Below are 13546 nucleotides of genomic sequence, written 5' to 3'. Positions count from 1 at the left end.
GCTTAATCCACTGCCTTTTTAATCACCCTCACATTTTGCAAAGGGTTCACCATGCACGTACTGGTCTGTGAAGACGACGAGCTGATCGCCAGCGGCATTGTTGCCGGGCTCAGCGCCCAGGGCCTGACGGTCGAGCGCGTCGGCACGGCTGCGGCTGCCCGGGCGATGCTCAAGGTGGCGGAATTCGACGTGATGGTACTCGACCTCGGCCTGCCGGATGAAGACGGCTTGAAGCTGTTGCAGCAACTGCGCAGCCAGGGCCTGGAGATTCCAGTGCTGATCCTGACCGCACGGGATTCGGTGACCAACCGCGTCGACGGCCTGCAGGCCGGTGCCGACGACTACCTGCTCAAACCCTTCGACCTGCGCGAACTCGCCGCACGCCTGCACACCCTGTTGCGCCGGGTAGCCGGCCGCAGCGTCAACCTGATCGAGCACGGGCGCCTGACCTACAACCCCAGCAGCCGCGAAACGTTGCTGGGCGGTGAGTCGGTGGACCTGTCCCGCCGCGAGCAGGCGCTGTTGCAGGCCCTGTTGCAGAACCGCGGCCGGGTGCTCTCCAGCGAGCAGCTCAAGGACAGCGTCTACGGCCTGAACGATGAACTGGAAAGCAACGCCCTCAACGTGCACATCCACCACCTGCGGCGCAAACTCGGCAATGGCATCGTCGAAACCGTGCGCGGCCTGGGCTATCGCCTGGGCCCGGCTGACGGTGGAGAGGACGCTTCGTGATGAGCCTGCGCCTGCGGCTGACCTTCAAGCTCGGCGCAGCTTTCGTGCTGATCTGGGTCCTGGCCGCCGCGTGGATGCTCAACGACCTGCGCAACCAGATGATGTTTTCCCTCGACCAGCGCCTGGTGGCGTCGGCACGCATGGTGGCGGGCCTGATGGAGCAGATGCCCGGCCTTTCCAGCACGGGGGAGGGCGCGCACTTCAGCGCCGAACAATTGAACGTGCCAGGCGGTATGGCGTGCCAGGTCAGTTCCTTGCGCGGCGTGGTTTTGGCCCGCAGCCACACCACGCCGGACCAGGGCCTGGAGTCGCGCAAGAGCGGCTTTCGCGACCAGATGATTGATGGCGTGGGCTGGCGCAGCTTTACCCTGTCCCGTGGCGATTTGTTTATCACCACCGCCGACCGGCAGGTGGAGCGTGAAGCGTTGAACCTGTCGATCCTGCTGGCCGCCTCGGTGCCGGTGGGCGTGGCATTGTTGGGCTGCCTGTGCCTGTTGTGGCTGGGGATCGGCCAGAGCCTGTTGCCGCTCAACCGCATGCGTGACGCCTTGATGCGCCGCAGTGCCGACTCCCTCGAACCGTTGCAGATCAGCCCGCTGCCCAGCGAACTCAAGCCACTGCTCGACACCCAGAACCAGTTGCTGCAACGCATCGCCAAGACCATCGAACGCGAACGCCGCTTGACCGGTGACGCGGCCCACGAACTGCGCAGCCCGTTGACTGCGATCAAGACCCACCTGCAAGTGGCGCGCATGACCGAAGGCGCCGCCCGTGACCAGTCCCTGGCCCACGCTGAAGAGGGCGCCGACCGCTTGCACCGCACCCTTGAGCAGTTGCTGCTGCTGGCGCGGGTCGAAGGCAGCCTGTCGTTTGATGACGGCCTGCAATCGAGTGCCGAGCAAGTTGCGCAACTGGCGATCCAGGATGCCAACGGCGGCGACAATCAGCGTATTGACCTGATCCTGGCAGACGGTTTGTCCGAAAAACCTTTGGAAATGCCGGTGGGCCTGGCCGTCGCGGCCCTTCGCAACCTGCTGGACAACGCGTTGCGCCACACCCCGGCCGATACCCGGGTGGAGCTGAGTGTGTCCAGCGCTGGCGACAATGTGGTGTTCCGGGTGCGTGACCATGGCGCGCCGATTTCCAGCGAAGACTTGCAACACTTGACCCAGCGCTTCTGGCGCAACGGCAACAGCCCGGGTTGCGGCCTGGGGTTGGCGATCGTCCAGGCCATCGTGCAGCGCTGCTCGTGCTCCCTGAAATTCGACAGCCAGGCCGATGGCATGCGCGTCGACCTGGGCATGCCGTTGCGGCGCTGAAACCTTCTTTTCACAGCACACATAGCTACCGCCATCCTCGAGCGCAACGCTTCAGGATGGCGGTCATTTTTTTGTGTTTGAACCGGCTGAATGACTCGGCCTGTGTTGAAAAGGACAGCCCCTATGTTGGTTATCGATTCCACGTATCCCGCAAACGACTTCAATGAGCGCAATGGCCAGGCCGTGCGCCAGGTGATTGTGCATTACACCGCCGCGCCCTTTGCCTCGTCATTGCGTGCACTGACCCGCGACGGTTTCAGTGCCCACTACCTGTTGGCCGACCCCCATGACGCCAGCTACCGCGCCGCCGGCTATGACGAGTTGCGGGTATTTCGCCTGGTGGACGAAGCGCAACGCGCCTGGCACGCCGGCACCAGCCACTGGGCCGGGCGCGATAACCTCAACAGCCGCTCCATCGGCATTGAAATCGTCAACCAGGCCCGGGATGACGCCGGTGTGTTGACCTTCCCGGCGTATGGCGCAGAGCAGATTGACGTGTTGATCGCCTTGATTCGTGACATTCAGGTGCGTTACCCGGCGATCGGTCCTACCGACATCCTCGGGCATTCCGACATTGCCTATTGGCGCAAGAGCGACCCCGGCCCCCGCTTGCCATGGCGCTGCCTGTTCGAGGCGGGCGTGGGGGCCTGGTATGAAGAGGTGGCCAAGATGGCCTATCAACGTCGGTTCGACATCGGCCTGCCGCCAGAGGTTGAGGTGGAGCGGGCGTTCCAGCGCTACGGTTATGCCCCGGCGAAAAATCGCCTGGGTTTCCAGCAACGTGTCCGTGCGTTCCAGATGCATTTTCGGCCCTCTGACTACAGTGGGCGGCTGGATGCGCAGACCTGCGCGATCCTGTATGCGTTGAATGAAAAATACACCGGGGTGGCCGGGTAAATCCGCTAAAGCTGTTTTTAACGACCACAGGTGTAAATCCTCCCTTCGCTGATGCGTTTCCAGAACAGGAAATCCGTGCGCGGCCCTTGGGCCTGGCGCCAACGGGTGGGCAGTTTGGTCACCATCATCAGCGTATTGAGGGATCGAGAGATGTCAGTCGCTACCAGCCGTATCGAAGAGACCCAGGCGGTCCCTGCGGAAACGCTTTACCAGTTCGATGAAACCCCGCTGCTGGCCCGCCAGCGCCAGCAGGAATCCAATGCCCGCAGCTACCCACGGCGCATTCCCCTGGCGCTCAAGCGCGCCCGAGGGATCTATGTCGAGGACGTCGAAGGCCGCAGCTTTATCGATTGCCTGGCCGGTGCCGGCACCCTGGCGCTGGGGCACAACCACCCGGTGGTGATCGATGCCATTCGCCAGGTGCTGAGCGATGAATTGCCGTTGCACACCCTGGACCTGACCACGCCGGTCAAGGACCAATTCGTGCAGGACCTGTTCGGCCTGCTGCCGCCGGCGCTGGCGCGGGAAGCCAAGATCCAGTTCTGCGGTCCCACCGGCACCGATGCGGTGGAAGCCGCGCTGAAACTGGTGCGCACCGCCACCGGGCGGAGCACGGTGTTGTCATTCCAGGGCGGTTATCACGGCATGAGCCAGGGCGCCCTGAGCCTGATGGGCAGCCTGGGGCCGAAGAAGCCACTGGGCGCGTTGCTCGGCAATGGCGTGCAATTCCTGCCATTCCCGTACGACTACCGTTGCCCGTTCGGGCTGGGCGGCGCGGAAGGGGTCAAGGTCAACCTGCATTATCTGGAAAACCTGCTCAACGATCCCGAGGCCGGTGTATTGCTGCCGGCGGCGGTGATCGTCGAGGTGGTGCAAGGCGAGGGCGGCGTGATCCCGGCTGATCTCGACTGGCTGCGCGGCCTGCGGCGCATTACCGAGCAGGCTGGCGTGGCGCTGATTGTCGACGAAATCCAGAGCGGCTTTGGTCGCACCGGCAAGATGTTTGCCTTCGAACATGCCGGCATTGTCCCGGACGTCGTCGTGCTGTCCAAGGCCATCGGCGGCAGCCTGCCGCTGGCGGTGGTGGTGTATCGCGACTGGCTCGACACCTGGTTGCCGGGCGCCCATGCCGGGACCTTCCGTGGCAATCAGATGGCCATGGCGGCCGGCTCGGCGGTGATGCGTTACCTCAAGGACCACGACATTCCCGCCCACGCGGCCGCCATGGGCGAGCGCCTCGGCGAACACCTGCGCATCCTGCAGCGCGACTTCCCGCAGTTGGGAGACATTCGTGGCCGTGGGCTGATGCTCGGTGTGGAACTGGTGGACCCCGCCGGCGCGCCTGATGCCCAGGGCCACCCGCCGGTGCATCGCCAACTGGCGCCGCTGGTGCAGCGTGAATGCCTCAAGCGCGGGTTGATTCTCGAACTGGGCGGGCGACACGGCAGCGTCGTGCGCTTCCTGCCGCCGCTGGTGATTACTGCCGCAGAAATCGACCGTGTGGCCGAGATTTTTGGTCGCGCCCTGGCGGCGTCAGTCACCAGCCTCTAATTTTTTATCGGGCTGGCACGTTCCTTCTTACATCAGCTGTGCGTGGTGCGCAGCCAGCCTTACCCCGACGGAGAACAGCAATGACCTCAGTATTCGACCGCGAAGACATCTTGTTTCAGGTAGTGGTCAACCATGAAGAACAATATTCCATCTGGCCCGACTACAAGGCCGTGCCGGAAGGCTGGCGCACCGTGGGCAAGAGCGGGATGAAGAAAGAGTGCCTGGCCTACATCGAAGAAGTGTGGACCGACATGCGCCCGCTGAGCCTGCGCCAGAAGATGGATAGCCAGGCACTTGCCGGCTGACCCGGACCTCGGGCATAACACCGACTCAAATGCGGGAGCGGGCTTGCTCGCGAAGGCGTTGTTTCAGTCACCGTATGTGTTGACTGTCACACCGCATTCGCGAGCAAGCCCGCTCCCACATTTACTGTGTTTCGCCGGTGAGAGGCGCGTTACAGCGCCTTGATCACCTGATCCACATTGCCTTCCAGTTCCGCCACCGGGTCGGCGCCATCGGTGCCCAGCACCAGCAACTTCGCCCCGCCCGCCGTGACCGCCGCCTGCACTGCATCGCTTGGCTTGCGGTGATGCAGCACCACGGCCACCTCATTCTCCTTCAAGCCTTCGCTCAGTTGCTGCAACGCCTCGGGTGTCCACTCGGTATCCGCTCTTGCATCGGTGCTGACCAGCTCCAGGTTCAAGCCACTGACGAGATAACCAAAGTGATCGCTCAAGCTGGCCACCGTCAGGTTATCGGCCTTGGCCAGTCGCGCTTCGCTGTCGGCGGTGAGCTTGAGCAAGCGTTGCTTGAGCGCGGCCAGGTTGGCTTCGATCTGCGGCTTGGCCTTGGGTGCCAGGCGGCTCAGGTCGGCGGCCATCACATCGGCCATGCGCCCCATGTTGTTGCTGGCTTGCCACGGCTGGCTGTTCAGGCCGTCGGTGGCGCCCGGCTGCACGGCAATCCCCGGCAAGCCGCCGTCCACCGGGCGCGCGGCGTCGACTTCGACGATGCGGATATTGCTGCGCCGGGCCACCGGGTACAGCGGGTCGTCGGGCCACAGCGAGCGCAGGCCGATGGCTGCATCGGCGTCCAGCGCCAGGGTGTTCAGCGCCTGCGCACCGCGCCCGGTGAAATAGGCGACTTGCCGCGAGCCGGGCAGGTTGGCCGGTGCCGCGCGCTCAAGCTGCACATCAGTGCCTTTGAGCAACACCTGCGCCAAGCCATAGGTGATCGGCAAGGCGGCGAGGACTTTCACCGGTTTTGTCGCCTTGGCCTGGTTCAAGGCAGCATGGCCAACGCCTTGGTTGGCGGTGATCTGTAGTGGCTTGACGCCGTCGGCGGCGAATGCCGGTGTGGCAATGGCCAGGGCCAGAAGCAGTGGTCGAAACATCGGGCGCATTATCCAAGATTCCCTTTCAGGCTGGGGACCGTGCCGCGGGCGATGGCGGCGAGGGCGAAGGCGATACCGGCTACCAGGATGATCGCGGCACCGGACGGAATCGGCAGGTCGAAGATGATCGGCAGCAGGATCCCGCACAGGGTGCTGACGGTGGCGATCACCACCGAGATCCAGAAGAAGCCCTTGAGCGACTGGCTCAACAGGCGTGCGGCGGCCGCCGGAATCACCAGCAACGCACCCACCAGGATCGCGCCGATGACCTTGACCGCCGCCACGGTGATCAGGGTCACCAGGATCACGAACAGGTAGTCCAGGGTCTTCACCGCCACCCCGCGCACCGCCGCCAACTGCGGGTTGAAGCTGGCGAGCATGATGCGGTTGTACAGCGGCAGGGCCAGGGCCATCACCAATGCGCCGACAATCGCCAGCACCAACAGGTCATTGCCGTTGACGGTCAGCACCGAGCCGAACAGCACGTTTTCGAGAATGTGCACATTGATCTTGCCCGCCAGAATCAGCAGCAGGCTCGCGCCCAGGGCCAGGGACACCGAGAGGAATACGCCGATCAGCGTGTCCGGCGCCAGGCCGGTGCGGTTGCGCAGGTAGTTGAGCAGGATCCCGAACAACAGGCAGTAGCCGAACAGGCTGCCGTAAGGCCCGGTGTAGGGTTCCCCCAGCAGAATGCCCACGGCCACGCCGGTCAGTGCGGCATGGCCCACGGCTTCGGAAAAGAACGCAAAGCGCTTGACCACCACCAGGGTGCCCAAACCGCCCAGCACCGGGCCGATCAGCAGGCCGGCGAGCAGGGCGTTGACTACAAATCCATAGGCCAGCGCTTCCGGCAGATACCCGGAAGACGCCCAGCCCTGGACCATCAGGCGAAAGGCTTCATAGCTCATAAGGCCGGGCTCCGTGGGTGGGTGGAGAACAGGGTCAGCAGGCGGTCCGGGGTCAGTGCCTCTTTCGGCGTGGCGTCGAACAGCACACGGCGGTTCAGGCCGGTGACGCGATCGGCCAGGCGGCCGACGGCTTCCAGGTCGTGTTCGATCCACAGCACGGTGATCCCGGCCTGGCGCCAATCGTTCAGCAGCCGCTCGAACACCTGGATCCCGGCTTCGTCCAGCGCCGACATCGGTTCGTCCAGCACCAGCAAGTGCGGTGTCGGGATCAAGCCCTGGGCCAGCAGCACCCGCTGGCGTTCACCGCCAGACAGGGCACCCATGCGCCGCTTGCGCTTGTCCTGCATGCCGACCCGTTCCAGTGCGTCGCCAATCGCGGCGGCGTAATGTTTGGACAGCCCGAGAAACGCCGGACGCCGCTGGCACATCGCGGCCATGAAGTCGTCGACGGTCATCGGCAAGCCCCGGTCGAACTCCAGCGCCTGGGGCACGTAGCCGATGGTGCCGGGTGCATCCGGCCAATGCAGGCTCAACTGGCCCTGGTGCGGCGTTTGCCCCAGCAGGGTCTTGATCAGCGAGCTTTTGCCGCCGCCGTTGGGGCCCACCAGCGCATGGATGCTGCCGGGCTGCACCTGGAAACTCACTGCATCGAGGATCACCGTACGGCCCAGGGTCAGCGCGACGTTATCGAAGTCGAGGGTCGGGCCAATGCTGGCCACACTCAGGTGTTCAGCCGCCGTCATGCCCCGGACTCCTGAATCGCCCGCACCACGGTGTTGAGGTTGCCGGTCATTTCCACTTCGTATTTTTCCGCGCTGTAGTCGCCATAGGAAATATGCGACAGCGGGTACAGCTTCACCCCGGATTCACGCTGGATGGTGTCGACGTAGCTGGACGGGAAATCCATCTCCGAGAAGATCACTTTCACGTCCAGTTCCCGCAGTTGGTCGATGGTCTTCTTCAACTGGCTGGGGCTCGGCTCGATGCCGTGGGCCGGTTCCACCACGGCGGTGACTTCCAGGCCGAATTCCCGCAGCAGGTAGTCATATGCCGCGTGCACGGTGGCCACCCGCAGGTCGGGGTTGGGCGCGCTGGTGAGCTTGGCCAGGGCGTCGGCGCGCATCTGGCGCAGGCGCTTGCCGTAGGCGCGGGCGTTCTGGGTGTAGGTCTTGGCGTTGTCCGGGTCGAGCTTGCCCAGTTCCCGGGCAATGTTGTTCACCTGGGCAATCGAGGCGCTGATGGACAGGAAGGTGTGCGGGTTGACCACCTTGCCCGCACCGCGCGCAGCGTTGCCGGTGGCGGCCAGCAGCGGCACGTTGGCGTTGGCCTCGATCACCGGGATGTCCGGGCGCTCGCTGGTGGCGATCATGCGGTCGGCGAAATCGTCATGGCCGACGCCGTTGAGCACGATCACATCAAGGGTGCCGATGCGTTTGATGTCTTCGGCGCGGGGTTCGTAAGCATGGGGATTGAAACCGGCCGGGATCAGCGGGACAACTTCAGCCTTGTCGCCGACGATATTGGCGACGTAGCTGTAATACGGGTGCAGGGTGATGCCGATGCGCAGGCGTTTTGCCGGGTCGGCACTGGCGAACGGGGCCAGCAGCACGGTGATCAGGCCGACCAGCACCAGACGTAATAATGGAGATGAAATAGACATGGTCTTCTCTCGGCTGCAACGTGAATTCAGTGACGATGCTGGCGGGTGACACCGGCATCGAATTGCGCGACTACCTGCTGCCAGCCCGCGCTGATCAGCGCCTGGTCAGTGAGGTCGGTGGGGGCGGTGAGGTGGGCGCTGCGGTTGAGCCAGATATCCGGCTCGGCGCCGCGGATGCGCATCAACAGCGAACCGCTGAGGTCCGGCGTCTGGCTCAGGCCCAGATAGGCCGCGTCCAGCAACTGCCAGCGGTGGTCGCCACGGCTCACCGAACTGGCGTCCTGGGCAAAGGGCGCGAAGCCCTCTTCGGCCAGCTGTTCAGGCGTCGGCAGAGCGCTGTGTTCCTCCTGCAGCAAGTGGATTTCATCCAGGGTCACCCGCAGGTCGGCGTAGATGCCTTGCTCGGCGGCGCTGAGGTCGCGGCGGGCGTCCAGTTGGTGGCTGGGCACGGCGGCGATCTCCTGGTTTTCACCGCGCAAGGCCACCACCGTGCCGGCAACGGCGAGGATGATCAGGCACAACAGCAGGACATACAGGGTTTCGTGCCCGGCGCCGGCCGGGCGCACGACTTGGGTTGTACGGCTCATTGGGGCTGGATATCCGCTTGGTCGATTTCCACCACGTGGCCGGGGCCGGCATCAAACAGCACGTAGAACTCGGCGGAGGGTTTCTTGAAGGTCAGCTTCGAGTCTTCTCCCAGCTTGCCGGGCACTAGGATGGTCTCGTCGTAGCCGATCACGTCCAGGGTCACGCCGGGGGCACCGCTGCCATCGGAGAAACCACCGGTGCACTGGATCTGCTCGCCGGCGATTTCCTTGCATTCGCACATCGGGTTGTGGGCGAGGGCGACGGTACTGAAACCGGCACTGAGGATCAGCGCGCCAACGGTGCGGGCCAGTTGCGGCAAAGTCATGGTTTAACTCCTCGTTTTTTCAGCCAGTCGATGGTGGCCGGCGATGCCTGGCTCAAGGGAATGGAGGCCTGGTGCATGGCGCCGTCCCAGCCTTCCATGGTGATCCACACTTCGGCGTCCAGCGGGGTGCGCTCAGGGATCGGCAACGCAGCGCCCATGCGGTATGGGGTGCCGAAGAAAATCACCCCGGCCGCCCGCAGGCTGCGGGGCTTGCCGATACGCAGGTAGGTCGCCTTGACCTGGTCGATGCACGTGGCACACAGGGCAGCGTTGAAGGATTTCATCGGGCCTGCCGGGTCCGGGCGCGGCGGCTCGTTGCGTAGCTCGGCGAGCTTCAGGCTCCAGGGGCCGACCTGTACTTCGCCGATCTCCCGTTCGCCCAGGCCGCTGTCGCCGCGAAACAGTGCCGCGTCGGCAAAGTACTTGGGCATGAAGCCCAGGGGCACCAGCAACAGCAGGATATTGATGTGGAAGCGCCATTTGAGCCAGAAGGCCCGCAGGGGCGAGGGGGGTTGAACCGTCATGGCCTTGTTCATGGGGTGGCCTCCGTGGTCTCAGCCTGCAAGGCCTGGGTTTTCGCCGGTTGACGGGCTGCCTTGGCTTCGCGTTTCAGCGCATTGAGGGTGGCCAGGGCCGTGCGTTTGGTCCAGATCAGCAAGCCGCTCAAGACCATCATGCTCAGCACCAGGCCGAAGAAGGCCCAGATCAGCTTGATCCAGATCCCGCCAAAGTCCCCGGTGTGCAACGGGCGCATGGATTCGGTGACGAACTCCAGGGCCGAACGGTCGGACAGCAGGTGCGAGGCGGCGATTTCGCCGTTGTACGGGTTGATTTCCGCGGTCTGGAACATCAGCGGGTACCAGCCACGCCCGCCGATGCGCAGGTGGCTGTAGGCGTTGCTGGGCAGGCTCACGAAGCTGGCCTCAAGCCCGGGAATGCGCTGGGTGGCGATGTTGATCGCCTCGTCCAGGGGAATCATGGGCGCCGGTACGCCCGGGGCGGACATCGGCACTTTGTCGCGGGCAATCGCCGGGACGATCGGCTCGCTGGAAATGGTGATCTGGTTATCACCCAGGATCGCCTGGATCAGGAACCAGGTGCCGGTGATGGAAATCACCGCGATAAACCAGATCGACCAGATGCCGCTCAACCGGTGGAAGTCGCCCCAGAAAATCCGCGCACCGTGACGAATGCGCAGGGTCGGCCTGAAAAAACCTTTCCAGAAACGCTTGTAGACCACGAGGCCGGTGACCAGCGAGGCCAGCAGCGGCAAGCCCAGCAGCGAGACCAGGTACCAGCCCCAGCTGTAGCCATTGGTGAAAGGCACCAGCCACCAGCCATGCAGGGCACGGGTAAATTGCTGGAAGTTGAACGATGGGCTGATGCCCTGGATCACCCCGGTGTATGGGTTGACGTAGACCTCCAGCGAGCGCCCGTCGGGGTAGCTGAGGTCGGCGCTGAGGGCGAAGTGCGATTCGTCCGGGCGGCTCAGGGATTCGACGATCACCTGGGGTTCGGCGCGCTTGATGGCGCCGATCACCTGGTCGTAGGTGAGCGGTTCGGCATCGTCCGACGGCTTGCTGGCGCGGATGTCCGGGTTGGCCAGCCAGACGATCTCCTGGCTGACCACCGCCAGGGTGCCGGTGACGCAGACGATCAGCACAAAGAACCAGATGGGCAATGCCAGCCAGCTGTGCACGAGAAACCAGAGTTTTGAGCGTGACTTCTTCGACATGTGAATGAGGGTCTTGATCGGAGGGAGGCGGTAAAGGCCCGGAAAACGCCACCCGTAGCTTTTGCTGACGCGAGCGGCTGTATCTAAGTTAAGACGGATGAGAAACACAAAACCCTAAGGCGGATATGAAAGTAAATGTTTCAGATACGCATTCATGCAACACGAAACATGTTCCGAGCCATCACCAAGGCGGGATTGATGGGGCGGGGGCGCTGCCTATGATGGGGTCATACCGTTGAGCGAGCCCCATAATGACTTCTGCCAGAACCCTCTACGACAAACACATCGATTCCCACACGGTGTGCCGCCTGGATGACCAGGGCCATGTGCTGCTGTACATCGACCGCCAGGTGATCAATGAATACACCAGCCCGCAAGCTTTCAGCGGCTTGCGCGGGGCGGGCCGTGGTGTGTGGCGGCCCGGTACGGCGCTGGCGGTGGTCGACCATGTGAACCCCACCACGCCCAAGCGCATCGCGACCATGCCGGATGCGGGCGGCGCGCGCCAGGTGTCGTACCTGGCGGAAAACTGCCGGGATTTCGGGATCGAGCTGTTGGATATCCTCGACAAGCGCCAGGGCATCGAACATGTGATCGCCCCGGAACAGGGTTTTATCCTGCCGGGCATGGTGATCGCCGCCGGCGACAGCCACACCACCACCTACGGTGCCTTGGGCGCGTTCGGCTTTGGCATTGGCACTTCGGAAATCGAGCATTTGCTGGCCTCGCAAACCCTGGTCTACAAGCGTCTGAAAAGCCTGCGTGTGACCGTGGACGGCGAACTGGCCCGTGGGCTGACCTCCAAGGACGTGATCATGGCGCTGATCGGCAAGATCGGCGCTTCGGGAGCCACCGGCTACGCCATTGAGTTTTGTGGGTCGACCATCGATGCCTTGAGCGTCGAGGCGCGCATGACCATTTGCAACATGGCGGTGGAAGCCGGCGCACGTGGAGCGTTCATGGCGCCGGATGAAAAAGTCTTCGCCTACCTCAAGGGCAAGCCACGCGCGCCGACGGGCGAGTTGTGGGAACGCGCCCTGGTGGGCTGGCGCCAACTGCACTCGGATGCCGACGCGGTGTTCGACCTCGAAGTGCAGCTGGATGCCAGCGCCCTTGAGCCGATGGTCACCTGGGGCACCAGCCCCGACCAGGCCGCCCCCATCGGCGCCCGCGTGCCGGACCCGCAAGACATCAGCGACCTGATCCTGCGCCAGGACATGCGCCGCGCCTTGAACTACATGGGCCTGGAAGCCGGCATGCCGTTGAGCGACATTGTGATCAGCCACGCGTTTATCGGCTCCTGCACCAACGCCCGTATCGAAGACCTGCGCGACGCCGCCAGCGTGGTGCGCGGCAAGCACGTGGCCGACCATGTGCGGGCGATGATCGTGCCGGGCTCCACCGAAGTGCGTGACCAGGCCGAAGCCGAAGGCCTTGCCGCGATCTTTATCGACGCCGGGTTTGAATGGCGCCAGTCGGGCTGCTCGATGTGCCTGGCGATGAACGACGACGTGCTGGAGCCGGGCGACCGCTGCGCTTCCAGCACCAACCGCAATTTCGAAGGCCGCCAGGGCGCGGGTGCCCGCACGCACCTGATGAGCCCGGCCATGGTCGCCGCTGCGGCCATCACTGGCCGGCTGACGGATATTCGCCACTTTGGAGACCGCACATGAGCTTGCAACCCTTCACTCGGATCACCGGCAAGGCGGCGCCGATGCTGGCGGCCAATATCGACACCGACGTGATCATGCCCAAGCAGTTTCTCAAGGGCATCGACCGCAACGGGCTGGACCGCGGGTTGTTCTTTGATTTGCGCTTTTTGCCCTCGGGTGAGCCTGACCCGCAGTTTGTGCTGAACCAGCCGGCCTGGCAGGGCGCGAGCTTTATGGTAGTGGGGCCGAACTTCGGCTGTGGTTCCAGCCGGGAGCATGCGGTGTGGGGCCTGAAGCAGATGGGCATTCGCGCGTTGATCGGCAGCAGCTTTGCGGGGATTTTCTATGACAACTGCCAGCGTAACGGGGTGTTGTTGATCACGCTGGAGGAGGCGGTGTTGCAGCGGTTGGGGCAGATGGTGAGTCAGCCTGAGCAGGCGCAGATCAGTGTGGACCTGGAGGCGCAGGAGATTCTTTTGGCGGACGGGCAGGTGATTGCGTTCCAGATCGATACGTTGCGCAAGACTGCGTTGTTGTTGGGGTTGGATGCTATTGGCACGACGTTGCAGCGCAGTGAGCAGATCAAGGCGTTTGAGCGGGAGCATTTGGCGGCCAATCCCTGGCTCGGGTGATGGGGCTGTAGTTGCAGGTTGGCTGCTGCGCACTGCCTGCGTTCGGCTTCGGGCTGGATGGGGCAGTCAGATCAAAATCAAGAGCACAGCGGCCTCCCGGCCGGCTTGAGTGTTAAAAGCAAAAGCAAAGACCAGAGCGAAAACAGATCTGCTT

Annotated in this window: 15 protein-coding genes; 7 read left to right on the top strand and 8 right to left on the bottom strand. The window is 63.8% G+C overall.

The features are described 5' to 3' along the window. Positions 1-51: 51 nt before the first annotated feature. The 5 genes from A462_RS27880 to A462_RS27900 all read left to right on the top strand — a co-directional run bounded on the left by A462_RS27880 (position 52) and on the right by A462_RS27900 (position 4804). Positions 52-732, top strand: a complete 681-nt coding sequence (locus tag A462_RS27880) for a response regulator (RefSeq protein ID WP_003209011.1) — start codon at positions 52-54, stop codon at positions 730-732. Further along, positions 732-2051, top strand: a complete 1320-nt coding sequence (locus tag A462_RS27885; RefSeq protein ID WP_008431673.1) for an ATP-binding protein — start codon at positions 732-734, stop codon at positions 2049-2051. Before A462_RS27880 ends, A462_RS27885 begins: the two co-directional genes overlap by 1 nt. A gap of 123 nt (positions 2052-2174) precedes the next feature. Further along, positions 2175-2948, top strand: coding sequence for an N-acetylmuramoyl-L-alanine amidase (locus A462_RS27890; protein WP_003209007.1), 774 nt, complete (start codon positions 2175-2177; stop codon positions 2946-2948). A 150-nt stretch (positions 2949-3098) separates the two neighbouring features. Then, positions 3099-4499: an aspartate aminotransferase family protein gene (locus A462_RS27895; protein WP_003209003.1), complete on the top strand. Its 1401-nt coding sequence runs from the start codon at positions 3099-3101 to the stop codon at positions 4497-4499. Between the two features lie 80 nt (positions 4500-4579). Next, positions 4580-4804, top strand: a complete 225-nt coding sequence (locus A462_RS27900; protein ID WP_003209001.1) for an MbtH family protein — start codon at positions 4580-4582, stop codon at positions 4802-4804. Between the two features lie 149 nt (positions 4805-4953). Here the strand turns inward: A462_RS27900 and A462_RS27905 are convergent, their stop codons facing one another. From A462_RS27905 to A462_RS27940, 8 genes are read right to left on the bottom strand one after another with little or no spacing between them, the layout of a single operon-like run. Continuing rightward, positions 4954-5901: a metal ABC transporter solute-binding protein, Zn/Mn family gene (locus A462_RS27905; protein WP_008431669.1), complete on the bottom strand. Its 948-nt coding sequence runs from the start codon at positions 5899-5901 to the stop codon at positions 4954-4956. Next, positions 5901-6800 (bottom strand): metal ABC transporter permease, encoded by a 900-nt coding sequence (locus tag A462_RS27910; RefSeq protein ID WP_003208998.1) that lies wholly within the window; start codon positions 6798-6800, stop codon positions 5901-5903. The genes A462_RS27905 and A462_RS27910 overlap by 1 nt, the downstream gene beginning before the upstream one ends. Beyond that, positions 6797-7543: a metal ABC transporter ATP-binding protein gene (locus tag A462_RS27915; protein WP_008431666.1), complete on the bottom strand. Its 747-nt coding sequence runs from the start codon at positions 7541-7543 to the stop codon at positions 6797-6799. The genes A462_RS27910 and A462_RS27915 overlap by 4 nt, the downstream gene beginning before the upstream one ends. Further along, positions 7540-8460 (bottom strand): metal ABC transporter substrate-binding protein, encoded by a 921-nt coding sequence (locus A462_RS27920; protein ID WP_023659272.1) that lies wholly within the window; start codon positions 8458-8460, stop codon positions 7540-7542. Before A462_RS27920 ends, A462_RS27915 begins: the two co-directional genes overlap by 4 nt. 26 nt (positions 8461-8486) lie before the next feature. Further along, complete coding sequence (locus A462_RS27925) at positions 8487-9047, bottom strand: DUF6162 family protein (protein WP_008431663.1); 561 nt, start codon at positions 9045-9047, stop codon at positions 8487-8489. After that, positions 9044-9373 (bottom strand): hypothetical protein, encoded by a 330-nt coding sequence (locus A462_RS27930; protein ID WP_003208992.1) that lies wholly within the window; start codon positions 9371-9373, stop codon positions 9044-9046. The genes A462_RS27925 and A462_RS27930 overlap by 4 nt, the downstream gene beginning before the upstream one ends. Continuing rightward, complete coding sequence (locus tag A462_RS27935) at positions 9370-9909, bottom strand: hypothetical protein (protein WP_008431660.1); 540 nt, start codon at positions 9907-9909, stop codon at positions 9370-9372. The genes A462_RS27930 and A462_RS27935 overlap by 4 nt, the downstream gene beginning before the upstream one ends. Beyond that, a complete protein-coding gene (locus A462_RS27940; RefSeq protein ID WP_008431658.1) occupies positions 9906-11108 on the bottom strand; it encodes a PepSY-associated TM helix domain-containing protein in 1203 nt (400 codons plus the stop codon). The genes A462_RS27935 and A462_RS27940 overlap by 4 nt, the downstream gene beginning before the upstream one ends. A 251-nt stretch (positions 11109-11359) precedes the next feature. Between A462_RS27940 and leuC the strand changes: the two genes are divergently transcribed. Then, positions 11360-12781, top strand: a complete 1422-nt coding sequence (gene leuC, locus A462_RS27945; protein WP_008431657.1) for a 3-isopropylmalate dehydratase large subunit — start codon at positions 11360-11362, stop codon at positions 12779-12781. Then, positions 12778-13392 carry a 3-isopropylmalate dehydratase small subunit gene (gene leuD, locus A462_RS27950; RefSeq protein ID WP_003208984.1) on the top strand — a complete coding sequence of 205 codons (615 nt, stop codon included), beginning with the start codon at positions 12778-12780 and terminating at the stop codon, positions 13390-13392. The genes leuC and leuD overlap by 4 nt, the downstream gene beginning before the upstream one ends. Positions 13393-13546: the final 154 nt, after the last annotated feature.

Source organism: Pseudomonas sp. Ag1, from assembly GCF_000278565.1.
Lineage (GTDB): Bacteria > Pseudomonadota > Gammaproteobacteria > Pseudomonadales > Pseudomonadaceae > Aquipseudomonas.
Note: the sequence above shows the minus strand (reverse complement) of the source record. Positions and strands in the feature narration are given on the sequence as shown.

Coding starts and splice junctions, on each gene's coding strand:
- A462_RS27900 (WP_003209001.1), top strand. CDS start 4,580: ATGACCTCAGTATTCGACCGCGAAGACATCTTGTTTCAGGTAGTGGTC.
- A462_RS27930 (WP_003208992.1), bottom strand. CDS start 9,373: ATGACTTTGCCGCAACTGGCCCGCACCGTTGGCGCGCTGATCCTCAGT.
- leuD (WP_003208984.1), top strand. CDS start 12,778: ATGAGCTTGCAACCCTTCACTCGGATCACCGGCAAGGCGGCGCCGATG.
- A462_RS27895 (WP_003209003.1), top strand. CDS start 3,099: ATGTCAGTCGCTACCAGCCGTATCGAAGAGACCCAGGCGGTCCCTGCG.
- leuC (WP_008431657.1), top strand. CDS start 11,360: ATGACTTCTGCCAGAACCCTCTACGACAAACACATCGATTCCCACACG.
- A462_RS27940 (WP_008431658.1), bottom strand. CDS start 11,108: ATGTCGAAGAAGTCACGCTCAAAACTCTGGTTTCTCGTGCACAGCTGG.
- A462_RS27890 (WP_003209007.1), top strand. CDS start 2,175: ATGTTGGTTATCGATTCCACGTATCCCGCAAACGACTTCAATGAGCGC.
- A462_RS27880 (WP_003209011.1), top strand. CDS start 52: ATGCACGTACTGGTCTGTGAAGACGACGAGCTGATCGCCAGCGGCATT.
- A462_RS27910 (WP_003208998.1), bottom strand. CDS start 6,800: ATGAGCTATGAAGCCTTTCGCCTGATGGTCCAGGGCTGGGCGTCTTCC.
- A462_RS27925 (WP_008431663.1), bottom strand. CDS start 9,047: ATGAGCCGTACAACCCAAGTCGTGCGCCCGGCCGGCGCCGGGCACGAA.
- A462_RS27915 (WP_008431666.1), bottom strand. CDS start 7,543: ATGACGGCGGCTGAACACCTGAGTGTGGCCAGCATTGGCCCGACCCTC.
- A462_RS27885 (WP_008431673.1), top strand. CDS start 732: ATGAGCCTGCGCCTGCGGCTGACCTTCAAGCTCGGCGCAGCTTTCGTG.
- A462_RS27935 (WP_008431660.1), bottom strand. CDS start 9,909: ATGAACAAGGCCATGACGGTTCAACCCCCCTCGCCCCTGCGGGCCTTC.
- A462_RS27905 (WP_008431669.1), bottom strand. CDS start 5,901: ATGCGCCCGATGTTTCGACCACTGCTTCTGGCCCTGGCCATTGCCACA.
- A462_RS27920 (WP_023659272.1), bottom strand. CDS start 8,460: ATGTCTATTTCATCTCCATTATTACGTCTGGTGCTGGTCGGCCTGATC.